14 protein-coding genes are annotated in these 19,263 nt (G+C 45.1%); 6 read left to right on the plus strand and 8 right to left on the minus strand.

Annotated elements, in window-relative coordinates; all coding sequences use genetic code 11:
• Positions 1–202 precede the first annotated feature (202 nt).
• Positions 203–1,714 (plus strand): glycoside hydrolase 5 family protein, encoded by a 1,512-nt coding sequence (locus tag AC3A8L_RS10880; protein ID WP_487962279.1) that lies wholly within the window; start codon positions 203–205, stop codon positions 1,712–1,714.
• Positions 1,715–1,954: 240 nt separating this feature from the next.
• Positions 1,955–2,965 carry a LacI family DNA-binding transcriptional regulator gene (locus AC3A8L_RS10885; protein WP_487962280.1) on the plus strand — a complete coding sequence of 337 codons (1,011 nt, stop codon included), beginning with the start codon at positions 1,955–1,957 and terminating at the stop codon, positions 2,963–2,965.
• A 1-nt stretch (position 2,966) separates the two neighbouring features.
• Here AC3A8L_RS10885 and AC3A8L_RS10890 read toward each other — a convergent pair whose 3' ends face one another.
• From AC3A8L_RS10890 to AC3A8L_RS10910, 5 genes are all read right to left on the minus strand, one after another.
• Positions 2,967–4,256 carry an AGE family epimerase/isomerase gene (locus AC3A8L_RS10890; protein ID WP_487962281.1) on the minus strand — a complete coding sequence of 430 codons (1,290 nt, stop codon included), beginning with the start codon at positions 4,254–4,256 and terminating at the stop codon, positions 2,967–2,969.
• A complete protein-coding gene (locus AC3A8L_RS10895; protein WP_487962282.1) occupies positions 4,253–5,431 on the minus strand; it encodes a glycoside hydrolase family 130 protein in 1,179 nt (392 codons plus the stop codon). Before AC3A8L_RS10895 ends, AC3A8L_RS10890 begins: the two co-directional genes overlap by 4 nt.
• On the minus strand, positions 5,424–7,280 hold the full coding sequence (locus AC3A8L_RS10900; RefSeq protein WP_487962283.1) for a sodium:solute symporter family protein: 1,857 nt from the start codon (positions 7,278–7,280) through the stop codon (positions 5,424–5,426). The genes AC3A8L_RS10895 and AC3A8L_RS10900 overlap by 8 nt, the downstream gene beginning before the upstream one ends.
• A gap of 31 nt (positions 7,281–7,311) precedes the next feature.
• Complete coding sequence (locus tag AC3A8L_RS10905) at positions 7,312–8,478, minus strand: AGE family epimerase/isomerase (RefSeq protein ID WP_487962284.1); 1,167 nt, start codon at positions 8,476–8,478, stop codon at positions 7,312–7,314.
• A gap of 86 nt (positions 8,479–8,564) precedes the next feature.
• Positions 8,565–9,686, minus strand: coding sequence for an ROK family protein (locus tag AC3A8L_RS10910; protein ID WP_487962285.1), 1,122 nt, complete (start codon positions 9,684–9,686; stop codon positions 8,565–8,567).
• 346 nt (positions 9,687–10,032) lie between these two features.
• Here AC3A8L_RS10910 and AC3A8L_RS10915 point away from each other — a divergent pair, with 346 nt between their 5' ends.
• From AC3A8L_RS10915 to AC3A8L_RS10925, 3 genes are all read left to right on the plus strand, one after another.
• Positions 10,033–10,599: an RNA polymerase sigma factor gene (locus AC3A8L_RS10915; protein WP_487962286.1), complete on the plus strand. Its 567-nt coding sequence runs from the start codon at positions 10,033–10,035 to the stop codon at positions 10,597–10,599.
• Positions 10,592–11,593, plus strand: a complete 1,002-nt coding sequence (locus AC3A8L_RS10920) for a FecR family protein (RefSeq protein ID WP_487962287.1) — start codon at positions 10,592–10,594, stop codon at positions 11,591–11,593. Before AC3A8L_RS10915 ends, AC3A8L_RS10920 begins: the two co-directional genes overlap by 8 nt.
• A 65-nt stretch (positions 11,594–11,658) precedes the next feature.
• Positions 11,659–14,850: a TonB-dependent receptor gene (locus AC3A8L_RS10925; RefSeq protein WP_487962288.1), complete on the plus strand. Its 3,192-nt coding sequence runs from the start codon at positions 11,659–11,661 to the stop codon at positions 14,848–14,850.
• 14 nt (positions 14,851–14,864) lie between these two features.
• On the opposite strand, the gene AC3A8L_RS10930 is transcribed toward AC3A8L_RS10925, so the two are convergent.
• Entirely contained in the window at positions 14,865–16,475 is a 1,611-nt protein-coding gene (locus AC3A8L_RS10930) for an AMP-binding protein (RefSeq protein ID WP_487962289.1), read from the minus strand.
• Positions 16,476–16,589: 114 nt separating this feature from the next.
• Positions 16,590–17,108: a flavodoxin gene (locus AC3A8L_RS10935; protein WP_487962290.1), complete on the minus strand. Its 519-nt coding sequence runs from the start codon at positions 17,106–17,108 to the stop codon at positions 16,590–16,592.
• Positions 17,109–17,333: 225 nt separating this feature from the next.
• Between AC3A8L_RS10935 and AC3A8L_RS10940 the strand changes: the two genes are divergently transcribed.
• Positions 17,334–18,257 carry a GGDEF domain-containing protein gene (locus tag AC3A8L_RS10940; protein WP_487962291.1) on the plus strand — a complete coding sequence of 308 codons (924 nt, stop codon included), beginning with the start codon at positions 17,334–17,336 and terminating at the stop codon, positions 18,255–18,257.
• A 44-nt stretch (positions 18,258–18,301) separates the two neighbouring features.
• Here the strand turns inward: AC3A8L_RS10940 and AC3A8L_RS10945 are convergent, their stop codons facing one another.
• Positions 18,302–19,165, minus strand: coding sequence for a pseudouridine synthase (locus AC3A8L_RS10945; RefSeq protein WP_487962292.1), 864 nt, complete (start codon positions 19,163–19,165; stop codon positions 18,302–18,304).
• Between the last annotated feature and the right edge of the window lie 98 nt (positions 19,166–19,263).

Here is a 19,263-nt window from a genome sequence, read left to right on the forward strand (position 1 = left end):
CATGCCCCGGCATGCGCCCCTTCGAGCGCCTTGTTGAGAAAGCAGGCGCCCTCGTGTAATTGGACAAACTATTATTGCCTCGCCCCTTAATCGTAAATATAGTGTACTTTTTTTGTTATTTCACAGTTACTTTACATCCCGCAAACCCGCTGCCCACTGTGGATTGCGAGGTGAAATGCCATGACCAAGCTAGGATTCTATTTTGAGAAAAATATCTGTTTTAATCGGTATTATCATTTGCCTCTCCACATTGCCCGCTAAAGCTGAGTTCACTCATTTCATTAGCCGTGACGGCCATCGGTTGTTGGATGGCGATATTGAATTTCGTTTTGCCGGGATACATGCACCAGAACTACACCGTATTGAGAATGATGCTGCCGGTCCTTGCCCACAAGATCCCAGGGGCTGGGGGCAATATTTTCAGTGGCCGACTGCCGATGAGCAAGAGAACTGGATAAAAACTTTAGTACGCACAGGACATAAGGCCATGCGTATTTATGTTCTATCGGTAGCAACACCTTACGACCAGGCTTGCGGTCGAGAAACGCATATTCTGCCGCCAGTAAAACCGAACGGTATGCCACGCTTGAGTGAAAATGCGATGATTGTTTACGACCGGATGATTGCATTTGCTGAGGAACAGAATCTGCGTTTAATTTTGCCTTTTATTGACCATTGGAAATGGTGGGGCGGACGCGAACAACTAGCCGATTTTTACGGTGAAAGCCCGCAGGATTTTTACGATACGCAAAGTAAAACCTACCAGGCTTACTTGCATATTATTAGCGCGGTGATAAACCGAACTAATACTTTGACCGGACGCCGTTATTCTGAAGAGAAAGCCATTATGGCTTGGGAAACAGGGAACGAGCTGCGTGATTCAACCCCTGACTTTGTCCGAAAAACAGCCGCTCATATTAAAAAAAATGCGCCTAACCAACTGATTATTGACGGTACATACCTAAAGATTATGCCTTCATCTTTGAGTGATCCCAATATCGATATTATCTCGAATCACTTTTACACCACTAACGAAAACAATAATCCCCAGCAAATTGAGCACGATTTAAAAGCTATTGACGGCAAAAAAGTGTATTTGGTTGGCGAATACGGCCTTAAGGACGCTAAAGGTATGGCGGCAATTATGCAAAAAGCAGTCAATTACCAATATCACGGTGCCCGTGCTGCAGGCGCATTGGTATGGGGGTTTCGCGGTCATCGGCACGACGGTGGATTTTACTGGCATAAAGAATACACGGGACATTATAGCTATCATTTACCGGGGTTCCCTGAAGGCGAAAGTAATGAAGAGCAGGCCGTGGTGGACTTAGTGCGGCTAGCCCAAGCACAACTTCAGGGATTGGCATCTGCGCCACCTTTACCCATATCGGAGGCCCCAATTTTACGCGCGGTTTCGCAGGCTGGAGCCATTACATGGATGGGGGCACCTGTAGGTAAACATTACCGTATTGAACGTCGACAAAAACAGGCTGTGTGGAAAATCTGGCAATCATGGTCATCTTGGGAAACGATTGGTCATGATATTAGCGATGGCAAACAAGCGTTTATGCCTGAAGTCGACACCTTATTCGTTGACACAAGCATTAACATTGGGCGATTCCAATATCGTCTCTTTGCTGGGAACGCTTCGGGTGAATCGCCCCCATCCAATAGTTTAGAGATCGTATATGTTAAGCAACCGACGCATGATTAACCCGTCCATTGGATGCACCAAAATATAGCGCACGCGAAATAAATTATTTAAAACTAGCGCTAGTCTAGACTTACTTTGTAACCGGTTACAATTTCCAACAGACGTGCTTATCCGCAGGATGTTAAGCTCAAGCTATAAACCAAATGTCACGTCGGCGTGTTGTCGGTTTATTGTTTTATCATGCAATAGGATTGTATTCGCCGGTCAAACCCGTTCTGTTATTTTGAGTGGTTTAGCTGTATGTCCAGTATTAGAGAGGTGGCTTTAGCGGCAGGGGTATCCATTGCCACCGTATCACGAGCACTCAGTACACCAGAAAAAGTGTCCAAGAGTACCCTTGCGCGAGTGAATGCGGCTATAGAGCAAATGAACTACAGCCCCAACATGATGGCCCGAAACTTCAGGGCGGCACGCTCTTACTCGATTGTTGTTCTTGTGCCCAATCTTACCAACCCATTCTTCTCAACCCTGATTCGTGGGATCCAAGATTCTGCGCATCTAGCCGGTTACGCGGTATTACTTGGCGACACCCATGATTCGCTTGAACGGGAAAAGGAGTACATTAACCTTGTTCGCACACGACAATCAGATGGGGTTATCCAGCTGCGCCCACACCCCACCTGTGAGACCTTAGCGCCAGAGCTCAATATCCCGTTTGTTAGCGTCTGCGGTAGTCAAAGTATGCCCTACCCTTCAGTTCGTATTGATAATGTCGGTGCCGCGCAAGCGATTGTTGAATACCTTATTAGCCAAGGGCATAGAAGTATTGGAGTTATTGCTGGAAAAGCCGATAACCCACATACCATTGACCGCTACCGCGGTTATTGCCAAGCACTCGAATTAGCGGGAATCCCCTTGGATGAAAACCTCATTACTTATGGTGACTTTACGATGAGTGCAGGTGTGGTTGCGGCCAACCACTTCGTTGGAATGAAAAATCGCCCGACAGCGCTTTTTTCTATGAGTGATGAAATGGCAATAGGAGCTATGCAAAGCCTTCGGCAGGCTGGCATTGATATTCCTAAGGATATGTCTATAACAGGCTTTGATAATATTGAATTTTCAAAATATGCCGAACCACCGCTCACCACAATAGAGCAGCCAGCTGAAGACCTCGGAAGAACTGCGTTTAATGTTCTTTTACAATTAATACAAGACCAAGGGCTGCCGAGCAATGAAATTGTATTGCCGCACGCGCTTATTGTGCGTAAATCAACCGCGGTGTACCGTAACAAAAATCATACCCATTAAATTAGTCGGGTAGCGTTGCCTTGTTTATTCGCCGGCAAATCTCAATTAACGCACGACCATTATGATAAGGCCCTTTCCAAAACCCCGCAGTGTAATAATTTTTTCCGTTGGGATCTTTTTTTTCCATCCAGCGCCATTCGCCCCTCGGGTTATCAATGATTTCTTTTTTTAGAAACTGCCATAATCCATACACAACATTGAGATGCGATGGGTCACGAGTAATTTCATAGGCATTGAAAAACCCCACCATAGCCTCGGCTTGCACCCACCACACTCGGTCTTCGATCTTACATTGCTTACGGATTGAATAAGCATCAATCAGAGATCCATCGTCCTCTATGCCCTCTTGCTCACAAGACTCAACAAGCTGTAAGACTAAATCGCGCCCCTGATCAAATAATGAAGGGTCATCTACGGCAAGTATTGCTTCCCACAATAGCCAGCTACTTTCAATATCGTGCCCATAAGAGTAATCGTCACTTTCATCTTGCCACGTCAAATCCATAAACATTTTTAGGTGACGATTACCTGCGAAGGGAAAGTTTTTTGAATAGCACTGAATCAAACTAACGAGTGCGCATTTAACATCCGCATTCTGACTCGCGCTATAAAGCCCGGTATAGGATTCCAATAGATGGAGGTGTGTATTCATGGTTTTTGCACTATTTAAGTCTTTTTTACTTAAACGGAGATCGTCAAGTGCAGACCAGTCTTGTGTAAAGGCTTCATAGTAGCCGCCATTTACAGGGTCTAATCCATGGAGTTCAATAAGGCCGAAAATATCTAACGTTAAGTCCAACGTTTTTTTATCGCCCATCAATCGGTAATACGCACTAAAGGCATAAACCGCAAAAGCTTGCGCATATATTTGTTTGCGGCTATTAAGGACTCGGCCACTAGCACTGACCTCCCAAAAAACACCGCCGTGTTTTTCATCAACAAATCTGGCAATAATATAACGGTAAAGATCTTGTGCGGTATTTCGCCACACGTTTCGATCTTCGTCTACAGAGAGATAGAGTGCGGCTTCACTGTAGAACCACAATAAACGAGTGGCTAATATGACGCCTCTTGGAGCGCCGGCTTTAACTTCGCCCGCATGAGTAACCTCGCCGGCAAAGCCTTCAGAAAGGACTACATTGTTGTGCCACCAGTGGCCAATACGCAACAATTCTGCCCTGCACTCAACGGCCAACATCTCCAGAGAAAATGGCTCAGGCGCATTAAACGGTATATCGCAAATTACAGGGGGCGCCTCCTGATCACTAGACGCATAGGTTGGTGTCTTCACTGCACGCCCTCTAAAAAACGCTTATTGCGATTGATCAGTTCAAGGCGCGTATTAACGCTCGCAGCTGAGGTTAATCCGTCCTCAGGCGTATTATTCACATAGTCCAATAATTGCTCTACCGTTGTAGTTGCAACATGCATGCGGGTATCAGACGACGCGTAATAAATATTCACGCTATGGCCGTTAAGTATCCAACCATTGCAAAAACAAACATTAGAAACATCGCCTGTACGTTCGCCCCCTTGTGGTGCCATAAAATACCCGCCTGGTTGTTTTATGATTCGCCAGGGCTCATTAATATCTGTCATGAAAACATAAAGCACATAACGCAGCCCAGCCGCCGTATTGCGCACCCCGTGTGCAAGGTGCAGCCAACCCTGACTGGTTTTAATCGGCGCTGGGCCTTGGCCATTTTTGACTTCTTTTATGGTGTGGTAAATTTTTTCATCCACAATAACTTCAGACTTTATTTCGGCCTGAGTAATGTCCTCACAAAGACCCCAACCAATTCCGCCACCGCCACCCACAGAAATAAAACCATCTTGGGGGCGCGTGTAAAATGCATATTTACCGTCGACAAACTCTGAATGCAAAACAACATTACGCTGTTGGCCCGAGTGTGTGACCAAATCGGGGAGGCGCTCCCAGCTGACAAGGTCGCGTGTTCGAGCAATACCACACTGCGCTATTGCTGCGGTGGTATCGAAGGGGAAATGAGGATCTTTTCTTTCTGTGCAAAAAACACCATAGATGTATCCATCTTCGTGCTCGGTTAATCGCATGTCGTAAATATTGGTGTCGGGTTCATTTGTCTGCGGCATAACCATTGGGCGATCCCAGAATCGAAAATTATCGACACCAGTTTCACTTTCAGCGATAGCAAAAAAAGACTTTCGGTCGCTGCCTTCGACTCGCAATGCCAATAGATATTTTCCCTGCCAAAAAATTGCCCCAGCATTAAATACGGCATTAACGCCCAAACGCTCTAGACACAATGGATTTGTTTTTGGGTTTAAGTCGTAACGCCATATAACCGGTACATGATCCGCGGTGACAACAGGATTTTGCCAACGAGTAAAAATCCCGTTGCCGTTATCTACAGGTAAGTTTTTTTGCGCAATTAACCGTGCCTGACGATTGATAAGACGGCTTATATTATTTTCAAAATCATTCATGTACGGCTCTTTTTTCAACAAGCGGTTGGGTGGCATATTCATCGGGGTAATCTTCCAGATTATCGTACCAACGCATTTTTAAGTAATAGGTGGTAACCACTAAAATGGTAACGGCAACGGCTAAAGGCAGCCACATCTGGAGCACCAAGAAAATACCAATAGTCGTTAAACTCGTATGCCAGACAAGCCCAACAACAACATTCAAAGCATCTCGACTAAAGTGTGTGTTTTTCTGGATACCGGGATACTCTTTTTCAAGCGCTTCATGCACCGGCCCCCAAAAACCCCAAGGCCTTGTCTTTAAGTAAAATGTTTTTAATACGGTCATGTCATCAGGCGCGGTTAACAGCGAGCCCAAAACAGAGGCTAAGAGACAAATCAATAAAATTGCAGGAAATGCATAAAGTTCTTGAACATCCATAAACATCATAGGAATAGCGACGAGTATGCCGGCGAGCATGCCGTAAAAGTATCCGAAGCCATTGAAGCGCCACCAATACCATTTCAGAACATTCGCAGCGGTATAGCCACCATAAAGCGCGCCTACAATCCATAGCACAATCGAGTTAAGTGATGGAACTGCCAAGCCAATAATAGACCCAACAGTAATGAATATGATCGATACGACATAACTGATCTTGACGTAGGTGCCATCTTTTGCGTTGGGATTAAAATAACGTTTGTAAATATCGTTGACAACATAAGCTGGCGCAGCATTGGCCGTAGCGGCAAATGTAGACATGTAGGCTGCAATCAATCCGGCAATCAATAAACCGGCAACGCCAACCGGAATATAGTTTTTAATCGCAAAAGGGAGAATCGTCTCAAAGTCCAGCCCATCGCCCATCGCTTTTAAATCGCCAAGAAAAAAGGCTAATGCTAAGGCCGTTAAACCTGTGATAAGCATATAGCGTGGCACCAATAAAGCGACATTAACAAAGGCACTCATTTTGGCAGCATCCTTTGGCCTCTTAGTGGATAAAATTCGTTGCATATCATAGTTTGGTGCAGGGCCCGCCATGCTAACCAATATGCCTCGCATTAATACCATGCCAAAAAATACGCCGAAAAGATCCATGCCGCCATTAACAATAATTTGCTGCGCTTGCGGTATTGAGCCGGACCAATCAAGGCCTATATCCCAACCGACCCCCATGCTGAACCAACCTTCCGGTACGGCGGCAGCCAGCATTTGTGGCGATACAGTAACTATCGCAATAATCCCCACCGCAATACACGCTATTGTCATCATGATAAATTGCAGCACTTCGGTAAAAACAACGGCATACATCCCCCCCTTCACCACATAGAGAGTCGTAATTGCGGTGATAAGGGTGGCATAATAAATTTCATTATTTTCAGAATTTTCGGATAGCTGCCAAGGCATAAATACTGCCGCGAATTTACCAATACCAATAAATCCATACGCCAAGTAACCGAGCACAAGGCATAAAGCAAAAACCACGACTATCAAATGGGATAACTTCGCACCTAAATTGTCGCCAAACCGAAACCGAATCCACTCAGCGCCGGTCATTACACCTGAGCGGCGTAGCCAGAGTGACAAAAAAATCATCAAAAAAACTTGATTAAACGCTGGCCACAACCAAGGAACATAAACACTTTTTAGGCCATAGATAAATAGCCAGGAGACCATCAACATGGTGCCTGAAATATCAAACTGCCCGGATGCGTTCGATAAGCCTAGAGTAAACCATGACAGTTTATTACCGCCCAAAAAATAGCTTTTCATGTTTTTTGAGGCTTTGCTCGAAATCCAAAATCCAATCGCCAGCGTGCCCATTAAATAGATGATGATGATTGCACTATCAATGATGCTTAATGCCATTGAAACCTCTCGTTTATTATTATTTTGTTATTCATTGATCGCGACAAAATTGTGTGACCTCGCCGCAGGCAACAACCAGATGGTATAGCGTACTGGCTTGGATAGCGACATTAATGATTTCGTCGTTTTCTCCACGTTGATCACAATACGAGCCGGATAACTGATTGTTTACATAGTAGGTAAAAAGTAAATCTATAGCGTTGGCAGCCTGCTGCTGCGCCGCACTATTTCCCGCTCGCGCCTCAGCAATATGCGCTTTAATTAACTCCGTAATCGGCCAGCAACGTTTAGTTTTTGAGCGCGCCGTAATTGCCATATTCTCGTCGATATAAACATAGTCAAACATAAGTTTTGACGCCGGGCTAAAACCTAAGTGCATCGCCTGCGAATACAGCTTGCTGGTATAATGGCTAACATCATGGCCCGACAGGCGCTGATACCAATGCAATAACCAAACCCACTCAAACATATGGCCGGGCTCTACCTTCGCCCCTTGTGAATCATTGTGTGGCTGCCAATCCGTATTAAAATATTCTAAGACCACACCACGCTGAGCATCGAAAAAGCGCGTTTGGAATAGTGTGAAAATTTCACTGGCACGTGCCAACCATTGCGCATCCTGCGTAGCTTCATATAAAGACATAAAAGCCTCAAACAAATGCATGTGCGGATTTTGTCGGCGGTGCGGGGCCGCGTAATCACCTTCTATCCAGCCTCCATTTAAGGAGCCAAATTGAGCATCCCAGTACTTCAATAATGTGGCGGCACGTTGTATTAGCTTTTCATTGGCTGTCGCTTTATAAACCCAAGCATAAGCCAAAAAAACAAAAGCGTGGTCATAAAGGTCTTGGCGGGTGTCGATGATATTGAAATTAGCATCCATTAAATGAGTAAAGCCAGACGGCCTAACTGTGTGGCGTGCGTTTGACTCAATAAAATCCAGCAACTGATTGGCCATGGCTACGCCACTAGGCAGCCAACCGTTATATGCAGCATACGCGTAGCTAAACGCTTGTCGTGCTTGTACTCGTACACGAATGTCGACAGCTACATTCGGTAAGCCGTTAACCAGTAGTTGTTCGAAGTGCCCTCCACTTACCCCATCAATACCATGAGTGGTCCATAGCGGTAGGCACTCGTCCTTCATCCATGACTCAAACTTTTTTGCGCTCGCGCGCAACGCCACATTCAAAGTCATGAATACCAAACCTACTTACTTAATAAAGTAAGTTTAGTATATTGATTTTAAGTTTCAGTACAAGTCTTGATGTGGAGAGCAGCCCGTTATTTTGGAGAGAAGCAGGCGTCTAATGGCACAGTAGCGGCCCCAATTGCCGAAGCCTGACTGCCAAAGGCACCCTTGCGAATAGAAGGCATGATAAAACCCCGATGAGAGCATAAGGCCAAGCTCGTCTCTAACCCCTCTATTATTCGCCCAATAAGAACAGCATCTGAATCTTCGCAATCGATGATGATTTCAGGTACATCGACCAACGCTTGAAAACTTTGAATAGCAATCGCCAGTGCATAAACGCACTTATCCAGCCAAGTATCTACGCTTGATGAATATTCAGGCAAGCAAGCATTAAAATCGTTACGGGTTTCAATACAAGCACCTTGGTGACGTAAATAACACACCAAAGAATGTAACGAAGCACTATGGGTTAACAGCTGCGGCTCTTCCTCTTGTGCCAATAAGCCTGAATACTTACCCGCTATTGGCATCGGCATTAAGCCAATATCACCGGCGTTCCCCGACACGCCATTTCGGCATTCACCATTGAGCACCACGCCACCACCCAAGCTAAGCACCATGGGTGAACCAAAATAGAAATATAAGAAATCTTTAGCTTCGGGCTTTCCGCCATAGATCAGCTCAGCAATTGCACCTGCATTTGCGTCGTTTTGCGTCAAAGCGGGCAACCCAATAGTACTCGACAAAGCGTTCGCCAAACTGAAATCATCCCAGGCAGACCAATCTTCATTGTCGTCCGCACCACTGCCAATATTGTAAGGTTGCGCGACACCGACGCCAACGATTCTACTGCTGATGCTGGCGCTTAACGGCTCAACCAAATGGGTAATGTCCTCGAGCACTAATGCTAGAACCGCTTTTGGTGACGGTAAAATAATAGAGTGTTTTTTACTCGCCACCACCTGCCCCACAAAGTCCATCAAAAGTGTTTCGATGTAACCGCGATTAATGCTAACCCCGATACCATAAGCACCTTCTGGCAATAACGCATAAAGTGTTGCCGGCTTGCCCATATCGCCTTGGATTTTACCAACATTGTGGATCAGCCCCTTTTCTTCCAAAGAAGTGACTATCCCACCAATTGCCGCAGCCGTTAACCCCGCCAGGCGAGCAAGATTTGCTTTGGACTCGCGATGAAGCTGCCTTAACATATGAAGAACCAATTTTTCGTTCTGGCGACAATGGCTGATTGGACTATTAGTACTGTTTAAAAAATTTAAGGGCATGTGGGTATTTCGTTGGTTCACGACGGTAGGTTTGATGGATTATGCCCATCTTAGTTAAAGTGTTTTACATAGTCTAGCGATGCTAGCGTTACAGCGGTTAAAGACTAGAGAAGCCTTTAACTTACCTCGATGATAGAATCCTCAGCGTACATTTTTTATAACAAGGGGTGCGGTATGGCTCAGCATTCGCGTCTTACTCCTGTGCAGCCAAACGGGTTCACACTTTTGTTCAGCGAGAAAATGCTCGCCTTTGCGCAGGGATGCGCCTTTATTGGATATTTCAGACAGTGGCTTCACAATGACCGAGCAGTTTAGAACATCTCCGCCTTTGCCCACAGCAGCGATTAAACCTGACACGCCCTGGTTTAGCGATCATCGTGAAGAGCTTATGGCCTACGCGATTAAACATTTTCGGATCAGCGCCCATTGTGCAGACGACATAGTTCAAGCGGTTTATTTACGCATGAAAAATACCATGACCGATATTCAAAACCCTCGGCAATACGCTTACCGGATAACTCACAACCTTTGTATAGACCTTAAACGAAAAGAAAAAACGATCGAATCTGTTAATGATCATGTTGCAGCACACGGCCATGCTCAGAATGATCTATGCCCAGAGCGGACAAATAGCGCGCGTCAACTGTTGAGTAAACTCAATAACATTATCTGGAGCATGCCAGAAAGACGCCGTAAGATTTTCACTATGCATCGATTTCAAGAGTTAAGTTTTGCTGAAATTGGTCGGCGAATAGGTTTATCGGAATCTGCGGTACGTAAGCATGTCGCGAAAGCCTTGGCGCAGTGCCACCAAGCAATGGAGAACGAAGATGTTTAATCGATTGCGCCAGATGAAATGCCAACAACAAGCACGTGAATGGTTTTTGAAGCTTCAAGACGACGACGCCGTCAATAGTGATACCTTTTATCAATTCAACTGCTGGCTTGAAAAGCCCGCAAACGAAAAAGCGTATCAGGGTGTTGAACGTACAAGCACCGCTCTCGATCAGCTGACACACACCAAAGAGGGGCAACTTCTGCAGCGTCACGCTAATGGAATACCCGAATCCACCAAAAACCTGCTTAATATAACAACTTTAATTCAAAGCCGCTTATTGCAGGGCCTTGCCACAGCCTTCACGATTGTATGCGCGACTATTCTATTTGTTTTTAGCCTAAACAAAGAAATCGCCATCGTGGAATACACCACAGCAACAGCCGAAACCCGTGAGTTCACACTCGGCGATGGAAGCCACATCACATTAACGCCACAAACGAAAATTAAGGTATCACTCGATGCGCAACGTCGCGAAGTAACCCTAGTGTCTGGCCACGCATTTTTTAACGTTGCTAAAGATCAGCATCGCCCTTTCACTGTGCATTATAAAGAATATTCTGTCGTAGTAACGGGCACCATATTTACAGTAAATACAAAGCGAGAAGAATTTGCAGTTAATGTAGATGAAGGCAAAGTCATCGTAAACAGTTCAGGTAAGCATAAGAACACACAAAACCTTATTGCAGGACAAGCGATACACGCTAAAAACGGTGCTTTGGGGGCGATTAGCTTCGGCAATGAAAATCAACTTTCACTTTGGAAAACCGGTGTTTTAGTATACCGTGACGTTCCACTAGCGCTGATTTTAAAAGAAACCAACAGCTACACACTTGAGCAAATATTTGCAGCCACACCGCAGCTTGGGACAACGGAAATCAGCCTATCTATTAATATTAGCCAGCTCGATGAACTTCCCGAAATATTAGAGGCGTTGCTACCAGTTAAAGCTATTAAAGCTGAATACGGTAAAATTATGTTGGTGAGTCGCCCTTAAATAAAATTGAGTACCACCAGCCAGTACTCCTAGCGTGCTGGTGGGCTACCTAGGTTTTTCAATTCATGTGTTTTAAAAAATGGAGCCACTTTGCCTTAGCCGGTTTATTGTTTGTAATCAGTAATATTTCGATTGCAGAGCTCACGGCACCGCTAAATACTAGCGCCCAAAGCCAAACAGCGATTAACAGTCGCACTTTCTCCCTCAATATTGCCTCTCAACAGCTTAATGATTCACTCATCATATTGTCATCTCAAACACAGCTATCCATAGCCTTTAAACAGGGCAACCTCAGCATGCCTATTTGTCCGGCTATTCATGGGGAAATGACAATAGAGGACGCATTAGAAGCCCTCCTAAACAAGAGTGGCTACATCTATAAGAAAGCCGGCTTAAGCTTCATTGTTAAATATGAGCCACCAGTAGTTCCAATAGAAACGACAGAAACAGACATTAAAGCCCCACGTATCGAAGAAGTTTTTATCTTAGGTCAGCCAATGGGCAACAATTCGTTCGGAAGGTTGCAAGCAAATTCACAGGACATTACTAGCGAAGAGATCGCTTTACTGGGTCTCGATAGCGCTGATCGTGTCGCTAATACCTTACCCGGTATCGACGTTAATTCCGGACCCTCACCAACTATTTATATTCGTGGGGTTGGCATTGACGACAATACCGATTTAAGCGACCCGCTAGTAAAATATTATGAAAACAGCATTCACTTGCCCAAACTCACGGCCTTTATGAGCAGTTGGCACGATGCTGAAAAAATCAGTATAGAGCCAGGGCCACAAAATCAATTACATTCTGAAGCTAGCGTCGGCGGCAACATTAATGTTCAGTATATAAAGCCTAGCACTGCAAGTCATCATGGCGATATATCACTAACATCCGGTAGTTTCAATACTCAAAAAGTGAATACTGTACTAAATGCCGCCATCAATAGTCGCAATGCTATTCGGGCATCTATTGAACACTATAACAGAGATAGCTTTTTCACGAACACCAGCTCCGCACCTACTGATATCCCAGGGCGCGTGGATACCCAATCACTTCGGTTACAGTACCATTTCGATAATCTGAATGGTTTTAGCGCTCTATATTCACACAGCCGGCTTTACGATAACGGCACAGGTAGTACAACCCTTACGCTCACACCTTACCTTCAGGGTGCAAGAACACCACACTTCAGCCCAAAGGTTTCGGATTTATTAAATGACAAGTTCAATAAAGTCCATTTTGTTAATGTTGATTCGATTAATCGTGTTCGGTCGCGCACACATCAACTCGCACTGCAGTACACCAACAATCGGATTAATCTTCAATTAAATGCAGCGCAAAATAATGGTAGCGTGCTGAATAAGACAGGTGGCAACAGGGGGATACAGCTCATCGATTACACGAGCAATATAAGCCCTGCACCCGATACCCTAAATGAATTTGATTTTGTAACCGACTATAAAGATCAAACCGCACGTAACCTTAGTGTCGGCTTTTCTTTAGTTGGCGATACGCTGTCTTGGAATAATACACTGAGCCTTACCAGCGAAAAACTATTTTGGTTTTGGGGCGATAGCGATGATAAAGCCAACGGCTACATCGGAGGGCAATATAACACTTACTACCAATCCGGCTCGCGTGCTTTATATTCAGAGTTACGGTATCAGCCCACTCCAAAACATACCTTTACAGTAGGTGTTCGCAAGCAGGCCAATGATAAAGAGCGCAACGGAATAGCCATATTAACGGAGAATTCAACACTTCCTAATTTAAGGCATGGCTCCAGCGGATTTGAATGGAACTTATCGAGCAACCCCAATCGAACCCCTAATGACTTTGACGACGCTGATGAAATTGACAGTAACGGTAACCCCGTCGTGAATTTATCTACTGAAGATTATCAAGTCGTCACCAAGCGTGAGCAATGGGAGGCTTATCAGGTTGGCGTTAAAAGCTGGGGTGAGGAAGATAATGTTCTCGAGTATCTTCAACAAAACGGCTACGACGGTAATGATTTTTATCTATCTTCACAAAATGGACGCATTGGGGATGACGCCATAGACTGGAAGATCCATTACAATTTTGACATTCAAAGCAAGCCCGAAGCCCAGAGGATTATTTATACCACCATCGCAACGGCCACCTCAAACAGCGGCTTTAATGATAATTTATCCAGCGATAGCTATCCCACATACGCCGCTGAAAAAGCTTTATCAATCACGCTAGGGACATTACAAAAATACAGCAACATTACTTTAGCGGCCGATATTTTTCACTATCGATATAAAGATAAAATTGCCATGATTAATGTCGCGCCAAGCCAAGCATTCGACAGTGTACTTACGGCGGCGCCTACACAAAGTAGTAATTTAGAAACCACCAATGATTTTAGAGTTAACATACCAAAAGCCAGAAGCTATGGTGCCAATATTAATATAGATTACGCATTAAATAGCACTTGGAGCATGCGGATTAACGCGCTTTACCTAAATGCTGAATATGTTGAAGGCACAATACTTGATTCGCGAATGGCGGCTTTCTCCGGTTTCACCAACGCAGATCCGCTAAGGTTTAATACGCCACATACGAACACCCCTATCCCCGATAGCGAACTGGGTACTTATAGCCACACTTACAATATTTACGATTACCTCCTAGAGCCCCAGTACCAGCAAGCTCGTCCCGGCGCCGATATGAATTCCGATGGCAGCCCTAGCCATTATTATCAAACTAGCTGTAAAGAAGGTTTATCCAATATACAAGGAGACGGCGAATGCTATACCGTATTGAACCAAGCCCCGGACATTGAACATCCGCTGCGCGACCTTAAAGGCAATAAAATGCCGCGTAGCCCTACTTGGGATATCTATGCCGAGATAAATTACGCTAAAGCTATGTCGTTTGGAAAAATTAATGTGTCTATTGGGGCAAAATATAGAAGCGCTTATTATTTAACACCCTACAACGGCAATGGTTACGAACCCCGCTCTTTTCAATACGAGAATACTAACGAGAGTGGAAAAAGCTTCGATGAAGCGCCTTCATTTTATAGCCGAATACCGCCACATATCACGGTTGATGCTGTATTGCGCTGGCAATCTGAAGGGGATGATCCATGGCAGGTAAGCTTGCGGGGTAAAAACCTAAGTAATACACGTTATTTTACGGCAATCACAAATACCGCATGGACGTATGCTGTAGCTGTTAATGCTCCCAGAATATGGGAGCTTAACCTTAAGAAGTATTTCAAATTTTAGATGCGCTGAAAAGACTAATCACGAAGCTCGCGCCTAAGTATTTTTCCAACATTACTTTTAGGGAGTTCTTTGCGGAATTCAACTAATTTTGGCACTTTATAGCGCGTTAAATTTTCGCGGCAATGGGCAATAACATCCACTTCACTTAAGGACTCATCTTTTGTAACAACAAAAATCTTCACCTGCTCACTGCCTTCAGCGCCAGGAATGCCGATTACAGCTGCTTCTAATATTGAAGGGTGAGTCATTGCAACATCTTCGACTTCATTTGGGTATACATTAAAGCCAGATACAATAATCATATCTTTTTTACGATCAACAATTCGGAGGTAGCCATCTGGCTGTATTAACGCAATATCACCACTTCGAAACCAACCATCCTCATCAAGCACTTCACGTGTTTCATCCGGCTTTTGCCAATAACCTTGCATAACCTGAGGGCCGCGAATGCACAACTCACCCGCTTCACCTGTCGCTAAAGATTCCCCTTGCTCATTAACAACCTTTACCTCGGTATCTACAAGGGGGGTTCCTATACTACCCAGTTGTACGGCAGATACTTTATTGGTTGTCACTACCGGTGAGGTTTCAGTTAAGCCATAGCCTTCAGAAATTTGAGCTTTTGTTCGAGCCTCCCAGTTTTTGGCGGTCTCCGACGTTAAAGCCATGCCGCCTGCTGCTGTAACTTTTAGCTTAGAGAAATCGATTTCATCAAAACGTTTATGATTCAGCATGGCATTGAACAGTGTGTTAATACCAATAAATACCGTTATTTGGTGTGCGGCCAAAGCATCAAATAACGCCGGTAAATCACGAGGATTTGGAATTAAAATAGAGTGCGTACCGTTAGAGAAACCGGAAAGCAAATGAAGGTTTAGCGCATAGATATGGTAAAGCGGCAACGGCGCACCAAAGATCTCTGGCTCTTCTGAGAAAAACTCAGGAAAATGTATTTTGATTTGCTGCACGTTCGAATACATATTGAACTGGCTTAGCATTGCGCCCTTTGCAACACCCGTTGTTCCTCCGGTGTACTGCAGAACCATTAGATCCTCGGGTTTAACGTTGACTTTAGGTAAAGCCATGCCCTTGCCTTTATTTATGGCATCAAGAAATGCAATGGGCTTTGCGAAAAAGAATGCAGGAACCATTTTTTTAACATGCTTGACCACGGCATTAACCAATGTCCGCTTCGGCCAAGGCATAAAATCACCGATTTCGGTTACGATGACATGCTCTACCTGTGTCTGATCAATAATTTGAGCCACTTGCGATGCTACATTGGCCAACACGACTAAAGCTTTTGCTCCGCTATCTTTTAGCTGATAAAGCAGTTCCCTAGGGGTATAAAGTGGGTTCACATTCACAATCACCAAGCCGGCCCGCAATGCAGCATAAAGCGCTATAGGGTATTGCGTGATGTTGGGCATTTGCAAAGCGATACGTTCGCCTGGCAAGAGATTGAGTTCATTCACCAAAAAAGCACTTAAAGCTGCACTTTTCTCGTCGATTTCCCGATAGGTAAGTGTCGTACCCAAGCAGGTGAATGCTGGGCGATCAGGATAGGTTTGAAATGCATGTTCAAAGAGTGCTAAAGCGGTATTGGCATTGTCGGTCACAGGCATCCCTCTATTATTTTTAGCCGTAATGGGCGAAGTTTCATCGGCACGTAATGCGGACAGGTGTTAGTTAACTTATCAAGATTACATTAGTTTTCCAATGTTTGCAGTCTAGCGTTATTAAACAATAGAAAAGTGATGGGCCAAGCCTGCGCACCAGGTGTCTAGCCGCGCATCGGTTAACTCGGCTTGTTGATCCTCATCAACCGCAAGCCCCACAAATAATAGGCCATCACGGGTTAAAGCTTTAGATGCATCAAACTCGTAACCTGCAATTGGCCAATGGCCCACTACCTCGGCACCGCGCTCAAGCACAACATCATGTAGCATTCCCATTGCATCGACAAAAAAGTCACCATAACCGAATTGATCACCTAGTCCGAACAGGGCAACTTTCTTTCCGCTGAAATCGATAGACTCAACATCCCCCCAAAACTCTTCCCAATCGGATTGAATTTGGCCAAAATCCCAGGTGGATATCCCTAAAATTATCTCACTGTAATTCTCGAATTCAAGTTGGGTAACATCAGCAATATCATAGAGATCAACATTGTCGGAACCCAAGCGCTCAACAATACGTGCCGCGACGCTTTGCGTATTACCCTCATCACTACCAAAAAATAAACCAATCTTAGCCACAGAATATCACCTCATATTTTCGCGGCGCCATTTTGGCAATAATGTACGGTCAACACAACGCTTAGGAGGAATAGAGCACTAAACTGTCACTTTTATGACGCCAATAGAGCCCAAAAGGAAGCAAACTTATAAAAATTAAGGGTTTTTGTGGCACGAGTTTTGATATGTGTAGGGTGAAGTTCAAAAAACAGTCACCTTGATCAAATAAAGGTTTGGAGTGTATACATGGTCTCGCTAACGCAACCCTCGGTAGCGCAACACAATGAAAATAACAACGAGCCTAAGCGCGCTACCATTAAGCCGCCTCTACCTCGCTGGCAGCTAAAGCTAAACACCTCACTGGATGTTAGAGATGTGTTGACCACTTTTTTTAGCGGCATTACGACACAAGTCCCTTGTGCAAGCCTGCGCTACAGTAACCCCGCGAAAAAAATAACTATCGAACTGGGCGCGGCAAAGCTTCACTCTGCCACATACGGATTAAAAGCTAGCGGTTACGATCTTGGTAGCATTGTTTTCACGCGTAGCGAAAAATTCTCTGAGGGTGAACTGCAGCAGCTTGAAGATGGCCTAAGCGCGATGTTCTACCCGCTGCGTAACGCGCTTCTTTATAAAGAGGCACTAGATAGCTCTCTTCGAGACCCGCTAACCGAGCTCGCCAATCGCGCCGCCTTCGAGCTTGCCGTCAAGCGTGAACTCGGCATGGCTAAAAGGCATGATCAACTGCTGAGCATGATCGTTATTGATATTGACCACTTTAAAGGAGTCAACGATTCTGCTGGGCACCATGCTGGCGACACTCTGCTAAAACACATAGCGCAAACACTCAAAAGTACACTCAGAGAAACAGATCAAGTTTTTCGATTTGGTGGCGAAGAGTTTGTTATTTTATTGGCAAGCGCCAATCTTTCGGCTGCCGAGCTTGTTGCTGAGCGTGCGCGAAGCGCCGTTGAGAAAACTCACATCAGTTTCAACAACACAACTATAGCCGCCACAATAAGTTTAGGCATTAGTTCATTTAGCACTGAAGATGGACGAGATAGTCTTTTCGAACGCGCCGATGAGGCACTTTATTTGGCTAAAAATACGGGAAGGAATTGCATTAAAACAGAATGGGATTTGTTGAATACAAACGTTGCGGCGCGTTAGCAAGGTTTGTATTCAACAGCAAAATGGAAACTGCTTGGCTGATACTATTTGTACCGTGGCTTATTGCCGCCGCGATGACCGCCGCTTTTCAGCTTGCGCTCATTTCGCTCTCGCGCTTGAGCCGTTTTAGGCTGAAATTTACGCCGTGCTGGCGCTTCCAGACCTGCGGTTTTATAAAGTGCTGCTAGCTCTTTATCGTTAAGCTCAACCCATTGGCCACTACGGACATATGAGGGAATAAAAATATTACCGTAACGTACGCGCTTAAGGCGGCTAACTTTTAGGTCTTGAGACTCCCACAAGCGTCGCACTTCTCGATTGCGCCCTTCCATGACTGTGCAATAAAACCAACGATTAGTACCACTGGCGTGCTCGTTGTTTTTACTTTCTTGGATATCAGTAAATTTAGCTTCGCCATCATCAAGCAATACCCCATCGGTCAACGCCCTTTTAACGTCCGGCGTCACTGTTCCGTGTACACGCACAAGGTACTCACGATCGATACTTGAAGAGGGGTGCATCAATTTGTTGGCCAGCTCCCCGTCATTAGTAAACAAAAGCAACCCGCTCGTATTAATATCTAACCGACCTACTGAAATCCAGCGGTCTGCCATTAGCCGTGGGAGCTTGTCAAAAACGGTGCTTCGTCCGTCGGGGTCTTGTCGGCTACATATTTCGCCTTCAGGCTTATTGTAGAGCAGCACGCGCGTCTCCTTATCCGCCGTTGCCGGTACGGTATAAGAGCGACCTTGATAAATAATTCTATCGCCAGGAGCCACGCGGACCCCTAGCGTGGCGCGTTGACCATTAAGGGTAACCAATCCTGCACTCACAGCGCGCTCTATCGCGCGTCGTGAATCAAAGCCAGCCGATGCCAGCACTTTTTGGAGCTTCTCGTTAACACTCATAGTGTGTGAGTTAAACCTCTGTATTCTTAGGGGGCTCGGTGCTATCAGCAGCACTGAGAATGGTGTTGTCTTCACCTTGAGGTGAAGCACTGCTTTTA

The organism is Marinagarivorans sp. (assembly GCF_982758155.1).

Excerpts from the sequence above, each read along its gene's own strand:
- AC3A8L_RS10945 (WP_487962292.1), bottom strand. The coding sequence starts at position 19,165 with ATGAGTGTTAACGAGAAGCTCCAAAAAGTGCTGGCATCGGCTGGCTTT.
- AC3A8L_RS10920 (WP_487962287.1), top strand. The coding sequence starts at position 10,592 with ATGTTTAATCGATTGCGCCAGATGAAATGCCAACAACAAGCACGTGAA.
- AC3A8L_RS10885 (WP_487962280.1), top strand. The coding sequence starts at position 1,955 with ATGTCCAGTATTAGAGAGGTGGCTTTAGCGGCAGGGGTATCCATTGCC.
- AC3A8L_RS10910 (WP_487962285.1), bottom strand. The coding sequence starts at position 9,686 with ATGTTAAGGCAGCTTCATCGCGAGTCCAAAGCAAATCTTGCTCGCCTG.
- AC3A8L_RS10905 (WP_487962284.1), bottom strand. The coding sequence starts at position 8,478 with ATGACTTTGAATGTGGCGTTGCGCGCGAGCGCAAAAAAGTTTGAGTCA.
- AC3A8L_RS10940 (WP_487962291.1), top strand. The coding sequence starts at position 17,334 with ATGGTCTCGCTAACGCAACCCTCGGTAGCGCAACACAATGAAAATAAC.
- AC3A8L_RS10930 (WP_487962289.1), bottom strand. The coding sequence starts at position 16,475 with ATGCCTGTGACCGACAATGCCAATACCGCTTTAGCACTCTTTGAACAT.
- AC3A8L_RS10925 (WP_487962288.1), top strand. The coding sequence starts at position 11,659 with ATGTGTTTTAAAAAATGGAGCCACTTTGCCTTAGCCGGTTTATTGTTT.
- AC3A8L_RS10900 (WP_487962283.1), bottom strand. The coding sequence starts at position 7,280 with ATGGCATTAAGCATCATTGATAGTGCAATCATCATCATCTATTTAATG.
- AC3A8L_RS10895 (WP_487962282.1), bottom strand. The coding sequence starts at position 5,431 with ATGAATGATTTTGAAAATAATATAAGCCGTCTTATCAATCGTCAGGCA.